Source organism: Paenibacillus sp. CCS19, from assembly GCF_033239625.1.
In the GTDB taxonomy this organism is placed as follows: Bacteria; Bacillota; Bacilli; order Paenibacillales; family Paenibacillaceae; genus Paenibacillus_T.
The window spans coordinates 96,319-113,967 of the sequence record NZ_BTCK01000019.1; the positions used below are offsets into that span (position 1 = coordinate 96,319).

At 49.6% G+C, this 17,649-nt stretch carries 15 protein-coding genes; 2 read left to right on the plus strand and 13 right to left on the minus strand.

Annotation, left to right across the window (positions count from 1 at the left end):
- Window positions 1–87: 87 nt before the first annotated feature.
- Together SBI19_RS14910 and SBI19_RS14915 are read right to left on the minus strand one after the other, a co-directional pair.
- A complete protein-coding gene (locus tag SBI19_RS14910; RefSeq protein ID WP_317969491.1) occupies window positions 88–1,104 on the minus strand; it encodes a DUF4097 family beta strand repeat-containing protein in 1,017 nt (338 codons plus the stop codon).
- Between the two features lie 184 nt (window positions 1,105–1,288).
- Window positions 1,289–1,792, minus strand: coding sequence for a YfbM family protein (locus SBI19_RS14915; protein WP_317969493.1), 504 nt, complete (start codon window positions 1,790–1,792; stop codon window positions 1,289–1,291).
- Window positions 1,793–2,068: 276 nt separating this feature from the next.
- Here SBI19_RS14915 and SBI19_RS14920 point away from each other — a divergent pair, with 276 nt between their 5' ends.
- Complete coding sequence (locus tag SBI19_RS14920) at window positions 2,069–2,740, plus strand: 3'-5' exonuclease (RefSeq protein WP_317969495.1); 672 nt, start codon at window positions 2,069–2,071, stop codon at window positions 2,738–2,740.
- A gap of 43 nt (window positions 2,741–2,783) precedes the next feature.
- Here SBI19_RS14920 and SBI19_RS14925 read toward each other — a convergent pair whose 3' ends face one another.
- The 9 genes from SBI19_RS14925 to SBI19_RS14965 all read right to left on the minus strand — a co-directional run bounded on the left by SBI19_RS14925 (window position 2,784) and on the right by SBI19_RS14965 (window position 13,767).
- Complete coding sequence (locus SBI19_RS14925; RefSeq protein WP_317969497.1) at window positions 2,784–3,356, minus strand: ribonuclease H-like YkuK family protein; 573 nt, start codon at window positions 3,354–3,356, stop codon at window positions 2,784–2,786.
- 244 nt (window positions 3,357–3,600) lie between these two features.
- Complete coding sequence (locus SBI19_RS14930; RefSeq protein WP_317969499.1) at window positions 3,601–4,344, minus strand: ABC transporter permease; 744 nt, start codon at window positions 4,342–4,344, stop codon at window positions 3,601–3,603.
- On the minus strand, window positions 4,344–5,093 hold the full coding sequence (locus SBI19_RS14935; RefSeq protein WP_317969501.1) for an ABC transporter ATP-binding protein: 750 nt from the start codon (window positions 5,091–5,093) through the stop codon (window positions 4,344–4,346). The genes SBI19_RS14930 and SBI19_RS14935 overlap by 1 nt, the downstream gene beginning before the upstream one ends.
- Before the next feature lie 226 nt (window positions 5,094–5,319).
- Window positions 5,320–5,985: a response regulator transcription factor gene (locus SBI19_RS14940; protein ID WP_317969503.1), complete on the minus strand. Its 666-nt coding sequence runs from the start codon at window positions 5,983–5,985 to the stop codon at window positions 5,320–5,322.
- Entirely contained in the window at window positions 5,982–8,339 is a 2,358-nt protein-coding gene (locus SBI19_RS14945; protein WP_317969505.1) for an ATP-binding protein, read from the minus strand. The genes SBI19_RS14940 and SBI19_RS14945 overlap by 4 nt, the downstream gene beginning before the upstream one ends.
- Window positions 8,340–8,411: 72 nt before the next feature.
- Window positions 8,412–8,594 carry a competence pheromone ComX gene (gene comX / locus SBI19_RS14950; RefSeq protein ID WP_317969507.1) on the minus strand — a complete coding sequence of 61 codons (183 nt, stop codon included), beginning with the start codon at window positions 8,592–8,594 and terminating at the stop codon, window positions 8,412–8,414.
- A 217-nt stretch (window positions 8,595–8,811) separates the two neighbouring features.
- On the minus strand, window positions 8,812–9,726 hold the full coding sequence (locus SBI19_RS14955) for a polyprenyl synthetase family protein (RefSeq protein WP_317969509.1): 915 nt from the start codon (window positions 9,724–9,726) through the stop codon (window positions 8,812–8,814).
- 198 nt (window positions 9,727–9,924) lie between these two features.
- On the minus strand, window positions 9,925–10,914 hold the full coding sequence (locus tag SBI19_RS14960; protein WP_317969511.1) for a lantibiotic dehydratase C-terminal domain-containing protein: 990 nt from the start codon (window positions 10,912–10,914) through the stop codon (window positions 9,925–9,927).
- A gap of 300 nt (window positions 10,915–11,214) precedes the next feature.
- Complete coding sequence (locus tag SBI19_RS14965) at window positions 11,215–13,767, minus strand: alpha-L-arabinofuranosidase C-terminal domain-containing protein (RefSeq protein WP_317969513.1); 2,553 nt, start codon at window positions 13,765–13,767, stop codon at window positions 11,215–11,217.
- A 284-nt stretch (window positions 13,768–14,051) separates the two neighbouring features.
- On the opposite strand from SBI19_RS14965, the gene SBI19_RS14970 reads away from it, so the two are divergent.
- Window positions 14,052–14,960 (plus strand): ArsR/SmtB family transcription factor, encoded by a 909-nt coding sequence (locus SBI19_RS14970; RefSeq protein WP_317969514.1) that lies wholly within the window; start codon window positions 14,052–14,054, stop codon window positions 14,958–14,960.
- Between the two features lie 68 nt (window positions 14,961–15,028).
- On the opposite strand, the gene SBI19_RS14975 is transcribed toward SBI19_RS14970, so the two are convergent.
- Window positions 15,029–16,054 carry a peptidoglycan-binding domain-containing protein gene (locus tag SBI19_RS14975; RefSeq protein WP_317969516.1) on the minus strand — a complete coding sequence of 342 codons (1,026 nt, stop codon included), beginning with the start codon at window positions 16,052–16,054 and terminating at the stop codon, window positions 15,029–15,031.
- Between the two features lie 186 nt (window positions 16,055–16,240).
- Window positions 16,241–17,649 (minus strand): PDZ domain-containing protein (locus SBI19_RS14980; RefSeq protein WP_317969518.1); only part of this gene is annotated, 1,409 nt, incomplete at its 5' end.

Consider the following 17,649-nt stretch of genomic DNA (forward strand, 5'->3'; position numbering starts at 1 on the left):
CTCGCGCTTGCTCCCTATGATTGAATTCAGAACGTGAGAAACCCTCTGTCGGCAGAAGCCCCAGAGGGTTGATTTTACGAGCGATAATTAACTTCTATGAAGCGCAAAATTGCCGGAGCCCGTACGGATTTGCATCTTAATGGTACCGTCACCGAATTGTCCTGCGATACGCGAGGAGTCATCCGTTCGCTCAGTCACTGAAAAGTCATGAGTGCTAATATGCCCGTTGCCAGATCCAGTTCCGCATGTAACCGCTAGATCCGTATTGCCGGATGTTAAATGAACATCAATATTGCCGCTGCCCGTCCACAATTCGCTGTCTCCCGTTATCAACAGTCGCTCCATTCGAATGTTTCCGGAACCAGATTCCGCCTTAACAGAAGCGCCGCCGTCCTTCAGCACAATATTGCCGCTGCCGGAATAGACACTTGAGAAACCTGCTTCGAACCGCGAGGAAGTGATATTGCCCGAGCTTGTATTAAGATCCAATCGCTGTTCATTCTTCATGTCTGCAACCGTAAGATTACCGCTGTTCGTATGGATCGTCGATTCACCAGCTTCAACCCGCTCAGCTCTCGCGTCGCCGGATCCCGTATGCAGACGGAGCGTCTGCTCCACTTTCATATCCATTGCCAGCACATTGCCGCTGCCGGATTCGATCACAGCTGACTGTGCGGCAAGCCGCGATACGCTCAAGTTGCCGCTGCCCGTTGTCAGACGAAGGAGCTCCCAATCCTTAGCTGGCAGTTCGATCTCCATCCCCAATTCAAACTGTCCCCAATTCATTAAGTGATCCAGCCTATGCGGTTCTCGAATGCCAATATGAAGTCGATCGCCTTCTCGTCTCGTCTCGATGCCGAACTCATCTGCTGAATGCTGTCTGGCCCATCCCGTCAAGCGAATGCCGATGCTGCTGCCGCTGACTGCGCGATAGACGTTAATATTCGCTGATTCGACCGATACGAAGACGCTTCGAATGCCTTCTGCTTCAGGCATCGCATAGTGATCGACCCGTTCCTTGCGCCAAAATAAAAACGATCGGCCGCTCTTCGCCGGCTTATTCGGTGCTTGCTTGTGCTCTCCCCATTGCTCCGTTGCAGACATCTGTCCCGCTCCTTTATATCCGTCATCTTCTCGATCAGTCATATAAGCTGTTATAAACAGACTATCATCCTCGAAGCACCCGGAACAATCGACTCGGGATTGGTTTTAACTCCGTCTGCAGACGGAATACGGCTGTTATTCGCTCTGTTGACAAAACATATTCCGCTCATCGATACGCAAATTGTTACGTAATATACAACAACATCGCTTCTTGATTCGCTGCAGCTTCCTGATAATAAGCGAGCAGCTCTCGATAATAATCCATCACATATTCGAGCTCGCCTTCATCCTGCCAGTCGATCGAAGGATAAATATCCATCTCCTTCATATGTTCAGGATTGTAACGGCTGTGCAGCTCCGCCTCCGTGATCGCCTGCAGCGCATCGCTAATCTGCTTCACCCATTCAGGTGTCAAATAACGAATCGGGTTATATTCCCCGCTCTCCATCTCTTCCTCGTCCGCCTCACCGATTGCGGTTCCACCAAGCACCGTATGGACAAGCGGCTCTTCACCTTCCCATGCCGCGCCGTTCAGCAGATAATGAATCGCATGCCAGGACTTGTCCAAATATAACGAGTTATCCTCATCCGCATCGTTATATAACACGTCTTCCACTTCAACCTCACCTTGCAGCAAGTCATTCAATAAGACTGGGGAAATCCGTTTCAAATTGCCTACCATACTCATCGTTAGTTCCTCCTATATGCAAGTGCATGATTCATACTCAAAAGCAATATAATTCCAACCGAGTGCTTTGTCCATCTATTTCAGCGCCAGTTATCTCTTCCATACCAGCTGCGGCAAGAAGCGTCCTCCACCCCCGTTGAATTGTATCTATCGTCCCAGTTATTCACGTGATTTACCATCTCCCTTCGGTTAATCCGCCATGTTACAATGAGAATACTTCAATCGAGGCCAATCGAAAGTGTGGCAGCGTTTGATGACAGAAAGGAGTGTGACGGTATGCGTACTTATATCGTATACGATCTAGAATTTACCGTACTCCGCAAGCAGCAGTATACGGCCGATATTATCGAGATCGGCGCTGTTAAGCTAACGGACGGCGAACAAGGTCCGATAGAAATCGATCGGTTCCAAACCTATGTTAAACCGGAACGCAACAAAGTGATCACCGCTCATACAACCGAATTTACCGGAATAACGCAAGAGCAAGTAGATAGCGCACCTAACTTCCGTGACGCAATCGAATTATTCCTGCAATGGATCGGCAACGATACGTACTACTTATGCTCGTGGGGCCCCGATGACAAACAGCACTTTGTCCGTCAATGCCGCGACTTGAAGCTGGATCTCAAATGGCTGAGCAACATGAATGATCTGCAGTTGTTCTATACGAAGCTGCAGGGCAATGATGCTAGTCGCAGAATCGGCCTTGCCAAAGCGCTTGAAACGGCTGGCCTTGCTTTCGACGGCGCACAGCACCGTGCGCTTGATGACGCAGCCAATACGGCTCGGTTGTTCGTCCGTATGTTCAACCAAATTACATTAGAGCACAATAACGCATCCGATGATCCGCTGTACGAGACGAAGCTTGTCTACTCCAGCACGGAAGAGGATGACGACGACAACAACCCGTTCCGCCACCTTGCCTCCTTATTCAGTAATCCTAAGTAGAAGCCCCCTAGAGGGGCTTCGCCTCATTCATCCCTTACATCCCTTACATTACAAGTCGAACAGGACGCTTCGTATAGCGGTTCGCATACGCCGATGCTCCGAACGAATCTGGCTTTGTACGCGGCGTATAGATGCCCATCGCCTTCACCCGGTTCACCATTTCCTCTACATACACGCATGTCGGATTTCTTAGTGGCTCTGTACCTGCGTCAATATCGATGAACGCTTCAATTGCAGCTCCTTGATACACATAGGGCAGCAGCAGCCCTTCAATAGCAGGAAACACCGTCCCTCCGAACAAATATCCCGTTTCCTGTGACAACGTCGTTTCGAACGACAGCTTTTCTTTTAACGACAACAACGGCCGCTTCACCACAGACTGCCGGTAGCACGCCCAGACGCCTCTTCCGACTCTTCGAATGATGACTCCTGTTACAAACTTCGTATATGTCCCGAACACTTGGCTGTCTGTCCCGATGACGAATTGATACGACGCTCTCACATCCGAGGAAACGAACCGAGTCATGCGAGCGTACACATCATCCAGCGTCATTCGGGATTCCGTCAAATTCTGAAATAACATCTCATCATTGTAAGGTACGCTCTTCTTCCCCATTATCGTTGTCGCCACCTATTCGCACGGATTACTTCTGTCACATTCCTTATCTAGAGTTCACCGTGGTCAATGTTCGGAATTTTAGAATAACGGATTAAATAAAAAGCCGCCGTCAAGACATCTCGGCGCAATAAGCGGCAAGTGTCTAATGTACGGCGACTTGTGATTACGATAATGGTTGTGTTCATTGCTGCATCTATCTATAGCGTAGCGATGAGCCTTGCTTCTTGTCAACCCGACATCGCTATGCTTTGTCCCACCTGTAGAAGTTGCGTCCAAGAATAATGCCCAGTACAAGGATAGAGCCTAATACGACGGCATCCCATACGCTTGAGTAAGTAAACAGCTTGCCTGACCAGCCATTCTGAAGCAAATGCACCGCGTAACGGAGCGGAATAAAGACAGAGGCGGCCTTCAAACTGCTTGGAAGCGATTCAAGCGGGATTGTCGCGCCTGACAGGAACAGCATCGGATATAACACGACAAAGCCGATTGCCAGCGCACTATGAAACCGTTGGAAATATCTTGCGACAATAAAACCAACAGCAATGAATGCTGAGGCTGCCAGCAGCATCGATAACAGAAACTGCATGATATTCAGGTTAATTGGAGCACCGAGTCCTAAACGCCCAATCAGTAATATCTCCAGAGCCCCTATAACAACCGCCAACAGCCCTTTAATCACCACTGCCTGGATAATAAGTACCGAGCTGACCGGCGTTCCCAATAAGCGTTTATATACGCCTTTCTCACGATCAATGACCGCCTGCAGGCCAACGATGAAGAAACCTGCTGTGAATAAGACGATACCGATCATGCCCGGGATGTACTGATTGAAGTATTGTATATCTTCCGCATGCTGCGTCTCGAACAGCTTACCGAAGAAATAGAAGCATAATGCTGGCATGATAAAGACGAAGAACAATCCGATAATATCACGAGACAGCAGCCTAAGCTCCATCTTTGTGTGCATATACATGGAGTGCATTAGGCCGACTCTCCTTTCCTCCTATGAACAGCAAGATGTGCATACATTTCGTTCAACGTACGAGTACCGGCGGGCAGCTTGTGCATCAGCTCCTGCGAAGTAATGCACATCGACAGCGTTCCATTCATTAAGAAGGCGAGCCGATCGCAGTGCTCCAATGCTTCGTCCAATGATTGCGTCGTCATCACGAATGTCTTGCCCTCATCCTGCAGCTTAGCAATAATCGACCACATATCATCGATTGCTCTCGGATCATCCATCCCTGCACTGGGCTCGTCCAGAAATACGATGTCCGGGTCATTGACGAGCGCGATCGCAAGAGCGACACGCTGTTGAATGCTTTCCGATAAATGACGCACGTATTGGTTGAGAAACGGCTTGAGCTTCAACATCGTAATAATTTCGTTCAGATCTCTTCTCTTCTTGTAATAAGAACGAAACAGCTGGAGAGCTTCCATTACTTTGATCCGTTCGAAGAGTACAGTCGCTTGCAGCTGGAATCCGATCCGATGATGCAGCTTCCTTGCGTCTTTCTTCATGTCCATCCCGAGCATTTGAATGTCGCCCTCATCAGCTTGTCTAATGCCCATAAGCAGCTCGAGTAATGTCGATTTGCCGGAACCGCTTGGCCCAACCAGTCCGAATATCTCGCCGCGATTGACCTGCAGCGTTACGCCGCGAATAACCGGAATCAATCCATATGTTTTCACGATGCCTTTGGCATCTATGATGTATTGTTGTGTATTCACTAAATCCCTCCACTCCTCAAGGTAACCTGATGAGAGCACCACCTTCCTTATGTACATGTTAAACCACCTTGGATGAATATTCACCGAAATCAGCCATGCATTTCCGCGCATAAACATTGCGTTTGACCGCAGTCCGTCCGCATAATTATCCCATTGTTTGCCTGCCTAAAATATAGAAGCGCCTATCATCCGAGTAGCGTTTCGGAACAATAGGCGCTTCATTCATTTAAACATTATAGGTGACATCGCGTTCATTAATTAATCCTAACCGACCGGCTTCGACAATGGCTTCCGAACGAGATCGAACATTCAGCTTCTCGAATATTCGCGTCAGATTGTATTCAACGGTACGTTGGCTCATAAACAGCTTACCCGCAATTTCCTTATTGCTGCTGCCTGTTGCCACTTCGCGCAAAATAAGCTGTTCCTTTTCGTTAATCGATACCTCTTCGACGACTTTCCCATCCGATTGCTGGAACCGCACCTCACTGCGTCTCAACTGCTTGAGCAGCTGGACAGGTACAACCGCCTCACCGCGCAGGGCACACCGGATTGCCGTAATAAGCTGCTCGCGCGTCGATGCTTTGCTAATAAAGCCAGAGACCCCTGCATCAAGCAGCATATTGTAATGAGTAGCCAGATCATAACCGGTGTAGATAAGCACAACTGCATCGGGATCCGATGTAATCACCCGCTTGGTCAGCTCAAGTCCGCTAATAACCGGCATATTCAAGTCGAACAGCATGACATCGAATGTGTTCTTCTCAATGCGTTCCAATGCTTCTATACCTGAGAATACGATGGTAACTTGTATGTCAGGGTCCTGCTCAATCATATGTTTCGTACCTTCGCCAACGGAAGGATGATCGTCAACCAACAGTACGCGAATCATGCTGATTCCTCCTTACCAGTCTGATAATCGCAGCTTTCTTCATCTGGGAGCGGAAGGATGATCTCGACCTCCAACCCTTCGCCTGGCGCAGTGCGGTAATAGGTCTCCCCTTCAAGACCCGATACCCGCTCGCGTATGCCCGATAACCCCATATGCTGGAAGGACGATTGCAGCCTGTCCAACTCCATGCCAATCCCATTATCCCTGTAACGATAACGAATAAACTGATGCTCGTAATGTAAGAATAACTCAACATGCGTTGCTTTGGAATGCTTCATTCCGTTACGCAGCAGCTCTTGCGTAATCCGGTATAACGTCAGAACGTATTCATCGTCCATTTCCATACGGATATCTTGGTGCTTGAATGTAATCGTATAGTTCGCATTCAGTTGCGCATGCGTACATAAATTCTCGATCGCTTCAATGGCTCCCATCTCCTTCAGGAAAGGCGGCCTAAGCTCGTTGCAAGTTTCACGGATCTGGTGAATGACATCAAGCAGACCTTCGCGGATGTCTTCTAGACTTACCCTTGTAGCTGCGGGCAGCATCGTTTCATCATTCGTAATCGCCTCTAGCTTCCGATACCAGAGCAGTTGATCCTGCAGAGCGGAATCATGCAGGTCGCTTGCCAGCTTGCGACGCTCATTCTCAGACAGACGGAACAGCAGCCGGAGTACCCATGGCGGTGTCTTCTCGCCTTTCTTCGAATCAAGATCTTGTACCAAGCCTTCGATCAGCTGCAGATTCTGATGCACGAAGCCGGCATACGTAATAATCGTACGGAGCCATACCTTCTCGTCATGGTTATACTCCATATGATTCTCTTTATCGCTGATCCATACAAAATGCTGCGTGCCGCGGCCCTGTCCGATCAAATAGCAGCTGCCGTACTTCGTCTTCATACTATCACCCGGGCTTAACTGCAATAACCCGCTTTGCAGATCCGGCAGCAGCATCTCGAATGGGATCTCGCCTCGACAGCGCTTCAATGCGATAGCATTGCCATCCAGATCACGATCGATAAAACCAACCGATTGAATCGGCAGCAAGCTGAACAGTTCATCCATTAGACACTGCTCCAGGTCGCATACCTTCATCACACTGGATACGCGATGAGAGAAGCTCTCCAAACTTTTCTCGAACTGATGCGCACCTTTAATAACCTTGTTGCGGAACTTGCGATCGAGCACTTCTTTAAAATAAAGCGTCAACACAGTGGATACATAAACGACCAAGATCACCTGCAGCCATTGCAACGTATGGACGCCTCGATCGGCGAAGGCAAGACCTATTCCAATTGAAATAAGAAGTGTCGGCAGCAGAGCGATCAAACAGAAATACCGCAGTCGGCTTACGATAAACTCGATATCGAGCAATTGATTGGAGGCAACCAAGTACAAGTAGGTCAATGGCAGCAGCAGCAAGAAGGAACTCGCAACACCTGCATTAATAACATTGTCGCTATTCAATAGAAATGGCAGTCCTACAAAAAGTATCAATGGTAGAAAGGATCCAATGTTGCCAAGCATCATGTACTTCAGCAGCGCTTGTTGCGTTGTATTACGGTAACGAATATACATTCGAACTTGGACAAGTAATGCGATTATCATCCCCGCTATGAAGATGGCCAGCGCCACTCTCGAAGCACTGCCTGGCGCCTGCAGGAACGAGAATACACCATATACCTGGATGAATATAAATAGATTCCAGACGGAGACCAGTACATAGCTGGCGAAAATAGCCCCCTGATGGATGACTTGAATGCCCAGCTTACTAAAATAATCATGTAAGAAATGAAGAAAAAATACGGGAGCAAAGGTTAACATCAGCCTCATAATGAATCCTGAGAATAAATCCAACCTCGCACTGCCGCCAGCCGCTAGATAACCGATCGCGACTGACATTAGAAATAATATTAATAAAAAAGCCGAACGATCGGCAGGCTTCTTATAGACGATAAACGAAGAAAATGTGAACAACAAAATAAAAGACGCCATCGGAATGACGGTCTGATTGAACGACACAGGCTGTTTGCGGAAATCAGTAAAATCAAATTGTATTCGATGACCATTGCGGATAACCTCGACGCTTCTTGCACTTGCGATACCATAGAACTTCGTTAAACTCTCATCATTAGGAGGCAGATTGTCGACCTGAGATATAATATCATCTACCTGAATGCCCGCCTTTGCTCCCCATGATTCTGTATCTATATAAGTAACAAGCCATTTACCATTCGATAGCTTTGAATTAATTCCTATGTATGGAACGGTAAACTGCAAGATCGTAAACCAGCCGGCTAATATAAGCATAATGAACAAAACAATCCATGATCTGTTATTTCTGTTCGTCATAGAAATATTACTCCTTAAACAAGCTTAGCCGGCACGTGGAAGTCACGCTGCCGGCTCGTTATTGCTATTCGATTAGGCTCCCGTCCACCACACACTGTTGCGAACTTGCTCTTTAGCCGTTTGTTGGCCCTTCATGATGTCCATCATCGCTTGCTGTTCTGCTGCGCTTACACCAGCAAGTGCAACGCGGCCTTGGAGGAATTGACTCATCATTTCTTGGTTTTGCTTCAGTTGAGCGATTGCATTCTTTAACATGGATAGCCCACCTTTTCTATTGAATTGTAAAATGAATAATAGTTTGCCTTAAATATAACATGATATGGACAACCATGCATCGTAATCCATACTGCAAGAAACCACATCCGCATTGCGTGCTGTCAAACATTTGGATGCAGCCATGCGTCTTACGGCACTTGCTGCCTGTTTTCAACGATCCACAGTCGTGATCAAAAGCGTATTTTTTGAACTACTTCTATAAGAAAGCACGCAATTGTTCTCTCCATTGCTCCTCTACTGGCAGCTCATCGATTGCATTCATCGCCTCATATTGCTTCAGCCTGCCGATAATAAGAGCATATTCGATGCAACCGCAGCTCTGAATATAGTCCATAATCGCATTCTTATTCATGAGCAATTCATCTCTTGATAGATTGCCATCATAGTAGCTGCGAACCGCCGCCGCCTCTTCTGTCTGCTGCTCCAGCACGAATTGAACCGGCAGCGTCTGCTTACGTGCAATCAGATCATTGCGTGTACTCCAACGCTGAATCCCTTCTACGTCATTGTATATTTGTGCTGAAACGCCCATAGCTCGGCCATATTGTCCTATTAATTCGTGATGTTCATCCGTTACCAGCGCTGTGCCCACCAGGCAAGCGGCTGCGACGAGCGCGCCTGATTTGTTCTCAATCATAAGTAGACATTCATCTTCTGTCGTTGCATCATTCATGAGATCCGCATGCTGACCATTGACTGCCCCTAGAATCCCTTTGTTCAAAATGTTCACTGCCGCTATTTTGCGGTCTGCTGCGATCGGAAGCTCCATTAACAGATCAATGGATAGGGCCTGCAGCCCAATTGCCGCATTCAAAGCTAGCGCCGGCGACATGGCCGACCATGGCACCTGGTCGTTGTCCTGATCCTGCAGATCATCGTAAATATCGAGCGACAAAATCATAAGCTCTACTGCAGCAGCCGCGGCGGCCGCAAGCTCGTCATCTCCGCCGAACATGGTACAGTGAAGCGACGCAATTTTCTTGAATATCCCGCCTTCTGTCTGCTTATATTCGATAAACTGATCGACAAGCGCTCTCAGCTCCTCGTCGTGAAATACCCTTGCCACACTCCCGTGCATCAGCGCCACAGCTGATTGTAACACCGTCGACATTAGTAAGGACTAACCTCCTCTATAATCAACTTTCATAGGGTACGCTCAATGATGTTAAATACTTATTTCGCGATTATTTTGCAAAACCCTCTATAGGTCGCATCTGCACATGCTGCAGCAGAACTACAGAAAGCCCCCTTCGGCCTAAACCGAAGGGGGCTTTCTGTAACGATTTTATTAATGAGCATGGCTCGTTTGCTAGGATGTCTTATCCACCATCATATTCGACAACTCGCACAACCGCTGTGCGACTCTTGCCAAATAGTATTCATAAGAAGGCGTCATGCCTAGTCGATTGTTCATCATATGTATATGGGACCAAGCGATAGAGCGCATCGCCTCAAGCAGGTCCTCCTGCTTCACAACCGGCTGACCCGAATATGGGACGAGCAGCAATCCCGCATTCGCAAGCTCCTCCAGGTTCGCGTGTGCATCCGCTACCATGAGTGACCAAGCAGCCAACACATCGTCCTGCGGAAGCTCCTTGCCGACTAAGGACTGCGACGTTAGTCGTGCAGACAACGCGCGAGCTTCTTCCGCTGCTTGCGTATCATACTCAATCTTCGCATCCTTCGCATTCAGGAAAACGCTCCAGTAATCAGCATAGGCAGCGAAGAAGGACGGCAGTTCGTCTTTCAATACGCCGAAGCGTGATGCCGTAATGATCATGAGGCTGACGGCTGATACCATTCGAAGCGAACGGCTTCCCAGCGTCTGGCTGATTAAGACGGCCGATGTCTCGCTGGACCGTTGGAACAGCCTTTCACTGATCGGCATTGCCGCAACTCCGCCGTAACGCGCGAATTCCGGTTCATATTCGAACTCAACCGTACGTGTGTTGTCGAATTCCAGTGCGACGGTCGCTTCACGCAGCATGAATGGGTTTGCGTCAAGAACGTCCAGATCCTCTAGTTCATCATCAAACTGACGATCAGGCAGGCTAAGCAGCAGCCGCTCCCCTGCGGCTCTGAGCCTCTTCATGGCCAGCTCTGTCGGACGGAACAGCCGGAGTCGCAGATGGGCGCCGCCGCCAGAATATCGCGAATAAAACCAGCTTAGCACCTCGCCCTTCTCGTGCAAGCGCATGACGAGCAGCAATAATTTGTCTAGCAGTAAATGTTCCTGAAGCTTGGTGCCGCGGCAAAAAAGATGCAGCGCCCTCCAGCCGTCATATCGGCTGTTCGTCATTCTTCCATCCCTCTTCTCTCTCAGCCTGCCTAATCAGCAGCTTATTTATTGGTGAGTCATTATAAACAATTCCTAGTTCTTTCCTTCGCTTTAACTGTTTCTATCATAATAGATTTTCTAGCATTTCTAACCGAATATCGGGACCGCAATTACCACAATTGTGTTGCGCTCAGCCTTACTATTCCCCGACAATATTCATGCGTTATTGTACGACTAAGGAATCATATCCTGTAGATAATAAACAAGCGCCGTATCCCAAAAATGCGGAATAAGGCGCTTGTCCCTAATGAAACGATTCTATTATTTCTTCGGATGAAGCCTAATAACAGTGATAGAATAAGGCTCCAGCGCATAATCAAAAGATTCTCCGGCATTATCAATAACAGAAGATACTGGCGCAATAAGCGTAGGTTCCATCAGCGAATTCTCCGCATCAAGCGAGTCTGCTTGGAGAGTGATCACGTCAGCAGATTCCGCAATCGGTTTTTGCGTGCCCGCAACGTTAATATTCAACGCTTGCTGCTTGTCCGATGTGTTGACAAGCTTGATAATCGTATCGCCGGTTTCTTGGTCGATTCCTGTCACATGGAAGATTGGACCTGCATCTGGTTCTTCGGTCACTTCATGAATTAGCTGATCGTCCAAGTAACAACGAATCGCACGTCCTGCCACTTCAACTCGTATGTTGTACCATTGACCATCATTAATCCGCAGCGGCCATTCTTCGCCCACAACGGATTTGGAGCCGCTCTGCGCTTTCTCGATTGCGGATTTCGTATTGCCCCATCCGCCGAGATTCCACCAATAATAGTTGTCGCTGTCTTTCACAGCGAACATGATAAGCATGCCTTCTGCACCACCGGTCTTGCGTGCACGCATCGTCATGGTGTAATTAGACCAATCGACATCCCCTGTCGTCGCACGTACATCCGTCTGATCCGATGATTGTACGTAGCTGCCATCCTGAACCGCCCATTCGCCGTTCATCGTCTGCCAAGTACCCGAATCCTTATCGAACGAATCCTCCAGCAGCACCTTGCTGCCGTCCGTTGATGTTACTTTAATATCATCATATTCTACTTGAGTAGCCCACGATCCGACCCCTACGCCGCCATTGATTGACGCTAGTTCAGTCTTCGGACCGCCCGTCAGTGTACCCGGTACGAGTGTATCGCCCTTGTTCTGACCGAACAGCATTTGTACATAGTAAGAAGGTGTGCCGTAACTCGATGCATGGTCGAACACGATAGCATCCGGATTCCATCTACGATCGTTCACGTTGACGAACAGCGGCGCGTACGAAGCCATTTTGACAATATCCGAATTGCGTTCCATCCCGGTCATGAATGCCGCTTCGCCTAGCGCCGCAGCCATGTTGCCGTTGCCTGCATCGATCGTAACCGCATATTCCCCTACATAGATGTCGGGACCGCTGCGATCGTAACTGTCATACTTGTCCGCGTTGTTCATGAACCATTGCGGTGCAAAGTAATAGTGCTCATCGACCATTTCGATCTTCTCGCCGGCATTATCTGCATTCGAGATAACGGTGATGTTCGGGTATTTCTCCTTGATCGCTCTGTAAAACAGCGGATAGCGCTGTACATACTCGCTCATTTGGAAGTTGTTCTCGTTGCCAACCTCGATATATTTCAAGTTGAATGGCTCCGGGTGGCCGTTCGCCGCACGTACTGCGCCCCATTTGCTCGTTACAGAACCGTTCGCATATTCGATTGCATCAAGCGCATCCTGAATCCAAGTCCCCAGCTCTTCGATCGGCGTAGTTGAAACGTTCGTGAACGGGTCTCCGTCGTGGGAAATGCCGACGTTCGTTACGTAGAGAGGTTCTGCGCCCATATCCTCGGACCATTGCAGAAACTCGTGAAAGCCAAGCCCGTCCGTCGTCCTATAGCCCCATAGGTTGTTATGTCCTGGACGTTCAGCGATAGGCCCAACCGTTTCCTTCCAATAATAGGCGTCTTCCTGCGTCGCACCTTCAATGAAACAGCCGCCCGGGAAACGAAGGAAAGACGGCTTCATATCCGCCACCATCTGCGCAAGATCCACGCGAAGACCGTTCTCCCGATTGTTCCATGTCTCTGGGAACATCGAGACGACATCCAGCGCGAAAGTTCCCGTCTCGTTCGCCGAGATAACGAATTTGGCGCCCGTATCATCCGTGTCAGACGTCAACGCCAGCGTATAAAGCTTCCAGTCATTCGTCAAAGCTTCTGTCATCTGCTCTGCATATGTAACCGTACGTCCAGCATCCTCTAGGCTTACGCGCAGCTTGCCGTTGAAATCACTGCTTGCCTTGGCATAAAACGATACTTTGTAGGTCTTGCCTTTCGTAACAGACAAGCCCCAGAAGCCGCCATTCTCTGCGCCGACCCAGCCGTTATTCGCGTTGCTCTCGACTGTAACGGCAAGCGCCTGCTGCTGTGCTTTGTTCATTAGATTGTCTTTCGTTATCTCAATAAAACCCTCGCCATCGCCGCTCTTGTACAAACTCCAGTTCTCCGTAGAGAGGGCAGCATTCTCGAATGATCGGTTCATCAGCATTTCGGCATACAATCCACCGTCACCCGCATGGTTAATATCTTCGAAGAATGCTCCATATAATGTCGGGCTGATCGAGATACCTGGTTTACTCTCATCAATTGTAAGCTGGAACGGTTCGCTAGCCGTCTCTGGCGCTGTCTGCTGCTCAGCAGTCTGATCCGTCTGAGAGGCAGGACCGGCCTCTTCCTTCCCGTTATCTCCCCCACCATAATAAATCGCCAATCCCGCTCCGAGCGCCACTGTCGCGATTGCACCCGTTAATTTGATCCATTTTCCATTATTCGCAACCATTCATGCCTTCCCCCCGAAAGTTATTCATGCTCGCCTGAAAATGTTCGTGTTAAGTTGATCGATTTCTTATAAACCCGACTTAGTGTTAATAAAAATATTAAATGATTCACAATTTTATTGTCATTTCATATCGTAAAGGAATGGTTTAGAAATGTCAAACGAAGGGCATAACAATAACTGTAAAAAGATTCCTTTCCTGAACTGTTTCCTTGTCAAACACGCTTTTTCCATGTATCATTTTAATAAAGTCATTAACATTAATGTAAATGAGGTATTATCCCAAGATGGAGATCATCATATCCGAAGATAATCTGCCCGTATTCGAAGCCTTATCGAGTCCCGTGCGCATCAAAATTATCGAACTGCTCACACAGCAGCCTATGATCATGAAGGATCTGGCCGCTGCGGTCAGCCTCAGCAATTCGATCATTACGATGCACGTGAAGAAGCTCGAGAAAGCCGGCATTATTCATATCGAGATGATTCCCGGCAAAGGCGGCGGACAGAAGCTGTGCTCGCTTAGCACAGACCGAATCGATATCGCGTTCCCGATTAAAGGCAGCGCCCGGATGAATCAGCATACGTCTTCCGTCATGGTTGGACATTACACCGATTTCGATGTTAAACCGACCTGCGGCCTTGCAACGAAGCAAGGACTTGTTGGCGGCAGCTTTGACGAACCGCGCTACTTCTTGAATGCGGAACGCGTAGACGCCAAGATTCTATGGTTCTCTCAAGGTTTCATTGAGTATAAGGTTCCAAACTATCTCATGGATAACGAAATTCCCGAGGAGCTCGACATTTCGATGGAGCTTGCTTCGGAGGCGCCGCTGACAAACGACAATTGGCCCTCAGATATTTCGTTCTACTTGAATGATGTTAAGATTGGGATGTGGACGAGCCCTGGCGATTTCGGCGGCACGCGCGGACGCTATACGCCAGAGTGGTGGGGACTCCATATCAATCAATACGGCCTGCTCGTTCGGATCAAAATTACGCATGCGGGCACGTTCATCGATGGTCTGAAAGTCTCAGATGTAACGATTGATGATATAGCCATTCGCAGCCTTCAGTGGAAGTTCCGACTCGCGGTCGAAGAGGATGCCGTCAATGTCGGCGGGCTTACGATCTATGGCTCCGGCTTCGGCAACTATTATCAAGACATTGCCTTCAAGCTTTACTATCGCACATAGAGTCATTCCAACAACAAACAACGTGGCTCCCAATTCGGGGCCACGTTGTTTGTTGTACTGCTCTGCTATTAATACGAGTTGCCGCCTTCTGGCTTCTGTTGTCCGCCTTGATAGCCACCGGATTTCGGCTGGATTGGAGCCGGCTCCGGTGCTGGTTGTGGCGCTGGTGCAGGTGCAGGTGCTGGTGCTGGTGCTGGTGTAGGGGCTGGTGCCGGCTGTGGTGCTGGAGCTGGAGCCGGAGCCGGTTGCTGACCTTGCTCCTCTGTACCTTGGCCTTGACCACCTCCGAACCCTTTGCCGCCTTCCTCTTTCTGGCCGGCCTCGCCGCCAAAGCCCTTGCCTCCTTCTTCTTTCTGGCCGGCCTCGCCGCTAAAGCCCTTGCCGCCTTCTTCTTTCTGGCCGGCTCCGCCGCCAAAGCCCTTGCCTCCTTCTTCTCCTTGGCCGGCTCCGCCGCCAAAGCCCTTGCCGCCTTCTTCTTTCTGGCCGGCTCCGCCGCCAAAGCCCTTGCCACCTTCTTCTCCTTGGCCGGCTCCGCCGCCAAAGCCCTTGCCGCCTTCTTCTCCTTGGCCGGCTCCGCCGCCAAAGCCCTTGCCTCCTTCTTCTCCTTGGCCGGCTCCGCCGACAAAGCCCTTGCCTCCTGCTCCTCCTCGGCCACTTCCGCCGCCAATGCCTTGGCCGCCCGCTCCTCCTTGGCCGCTTCCGCCGCCAATGCCTTTCGCGCCTACGCCGCCTCTGCTACCTCCGCTGCCAATGCCTTTGGCACCGCTAGTCCCTTTAGCGCGGGACGTAAATCCTTTCGCCTTGGACTTCACTTGAGAATACGAGTAGCTGATCGACTGCAGCGTCTTCGCATCTACAGAGCCCGTAACAGGCAAGCCGTGTTTCTTCTGATAGTATTTGACCCCACGAACGGTTGCTTCATTGTACTTGCCATTAATCGGCCCCGAATAGCTGCCGAGCGATTTCAGCATGCCTTGAATGACATACACATCGGGTCCTTTGGCCCCCTTACCAACGGCATGCATGGTGCTCGGCAAGCTGAAGATCAGCATGGCCGACAAGAAAATTACTGTAACATACTTGCCCAGTTTCATAGTTCCCCCTGCTTGACGATGGTTCATCTAATCTGGCACCTTCCTTAAACTAGTTCTTGTTATTGCCGCTACTTACTATCTCCCACTCCTCTAATCCAAGGCATTGTAATATTAACCAATTCATACCGCTGCTGTAGATACTAAAAAAGCTTTCCCGACAGGCCTCGCAGCCGTTCGGGAAAGCTTCTATTCCTTCTTATTCGTACGCAGCCAGTTAAGAATATCATCGATCGTTGAAACGGGTACAATCCGCATCGCAGGTGCACCGCGCCTTGCTTCATCCGCTTCACTCGCAGGTACGAAGAACACTTCCGCATCCGTTCGATGAACTGCGAATGCCTTTTGCATAACGCCACCTACAGGACCGACAGTGCCATCCGGCTCTATGGTTCCCGTTCCTGCTACCCGCCAGCCATGTGTCACACCGCCTGGCGTCAGTTGATCCATAATCGTCAGCGTAAGCATTGCGCCGTGTGATGGGCCACCAATATGTGCGTATGGTCGATCATACTGAACCATGCGAGGCAAGTCATACTGATAGGCCGTTTGTACAGATATACCGAACACAGCCCGCCTCTTCTCGCTATGATCTGAATCCGCCGCTTCTCCGGTTCGCACTAGCGCTGATTGTGTCTCTCCGCCTCGCACATAATCCACTTGTACGCTGCTGCCAGCCTTGATATCCGCCATTACCTGTGACAATACCAATATATCGCGAGTCTCTTGCTCCGCCACGCGTACAATTCGATCACCAGCCTTCAAAGTACCTTCCGCAGGTGCATCCTTGGCTACCGCGGTAATGATTACACCTTCAGCTACCGCACCTTTGCCAATACCCAGCTTCCCAAAGGCAACAGCAGCAGCGGTCGTTTCCGCCTCCGATTTCATTGCAACAACCTCGGCATACGCTTCCCGCAATGGCGGCTGGTTCGGCGGAATCGGACTTAGCTCATAAGTGGACAACCAATGCGACAGCACCCAATCAAGCGCTACCGCTCGTCGATCGAATACGAGTACGCCAGTCAGCTCGCTACGAGCGGCTCCGCCCTCAACCTTCGCATAATGGTTCATATCCATCGTTAAACCAGGATAGGTTACATTGTATCGAATCGGTGTTGCAAGTACGGCGATCAGCAGCAGCTGTACAATAATAACCGTCATACTCCGAATCGGCAGGCGATTCATTCGATTCCTTCGCCGATATGCCCGCTCTGATAGAACCAAGTCAATCATGACCAGAAGCCAGCCGATCGCAAGCAGCAGCGCCCATTCCACAATGCTGCGGGGTTCAGTCCATGAGAAGAAACAGGTAAGTGCGCCAACTATTATAATAAGCAATCGGATAACCGTCCGAACAATGGAACGGTGCTCCGACAAAGCAATGCCAACGCCTGCTCCGACAAGCCAGCAGAGCGCAATAAGCGACGGCTCGTAGAGAAGCGTATCAATCGTCTCCAGCCATGTCCTGCCCCCCGGCCAGCGCAGCGGGTCCGGAATCCAGATCAACTCAGCAGCTGCTATCGTTAAGAGGCACAGAATCGCGCCCGATAAGTACAATATTCTCGACGTACGATGCATGTATCCAGCCCCACCCC

Bases quoted from the DNA above. Each gene is read 5' to 3' on its own strand.
- SBI19_RS14925 (WP_317969497.1), bottom strand. From the start codon at position 3,356: ATGGGGAAGAAGAGCGTACCTTACAATGATGAGATGTTATTTCAGAAT.
- SBI19_RS14970 (WP_317969514.1), top strand. From the start codon at position 14,052: ATGGAGATCATCATATCCGAAGATAATCTGCCCGTATTCGAAGCCTTA.
- SBI19_RS14965 (WP_317969513.1), bottom strand. From the start codon at position 13,767: ATGGTTGCGAATAATGGAAAATGGATCAAATTAACGGGTGCAATCGCG.
- SBI19_RS14955 (WP_317969509.1), bottom strand. From the start codon at position 9,726: ATGTCGACGGTGTTACAATCAGCTGTGGCGCTGATGCACGGGAGTGTG.
- SBI19_RS14940 (WP_317969503.1), bottom strand. From the start codon at position 5,985: ATGATTCGCGTACTGTTGGTTGACGATCATCCTTCCGTTGGCGAAGGT.
- SBI19_RS14915 (WP_317969493.1), bottom strand. From the start codon at position 1,792: ATGAGTATGGTAGGCAATTTGAAACGGATTTCCCCAGTCTTATTGAAT.
- SBI19_RS14920 (WP_317969495.1), top strand. From the start codon at position 2,069: ATGCGTACTTATATCGTATACGATCTAGAATTTACCGTACTCCGCAAG.
- SBI19_RS14910 (WP_317969491.1), bottom strand. From the start codon at position 1,104: ATGTCTGCAACGGAGCAATGGGGAGAGCACAAGCAAGCACCGAATAAG.
- SBI19_RS14960 (WP_317969511.1), bottom strand. From the start codon at position 10,914: ATGACGAACAGCCGATATGACGGCTGGAGGGCGCTGCATCTTTTTTGC.
- SBI19_RS14930 (WP_317969499.1), bottom strand. From the start codon at position 4,344: ATGCACTCCATGTATATGCACACAAAGATGGAGCTTAGGCTGCTGTCT.
- SBI19_RS14945 (WP_317969505.1), bottom strand. From the start codon at position 8,339: ATGACGAACAGAAATAACAGATCATGGATTGTTTTGTTCATTATGCTT.
- SBI19_RS14975 (WP_317969516.1), bottom strand. From the start codon at position 16,054: ATGAAACTGGGCAAGTATGTTACAGTAATTTTCTTGTCGGCCATGCTG.
- comX (WP_317969507.1), bottom strand. From the start codon at position 8,594: ATGTTAAAGAATGCAATCGCTCAACTGAAGCAAAACCAAGAAATGATG.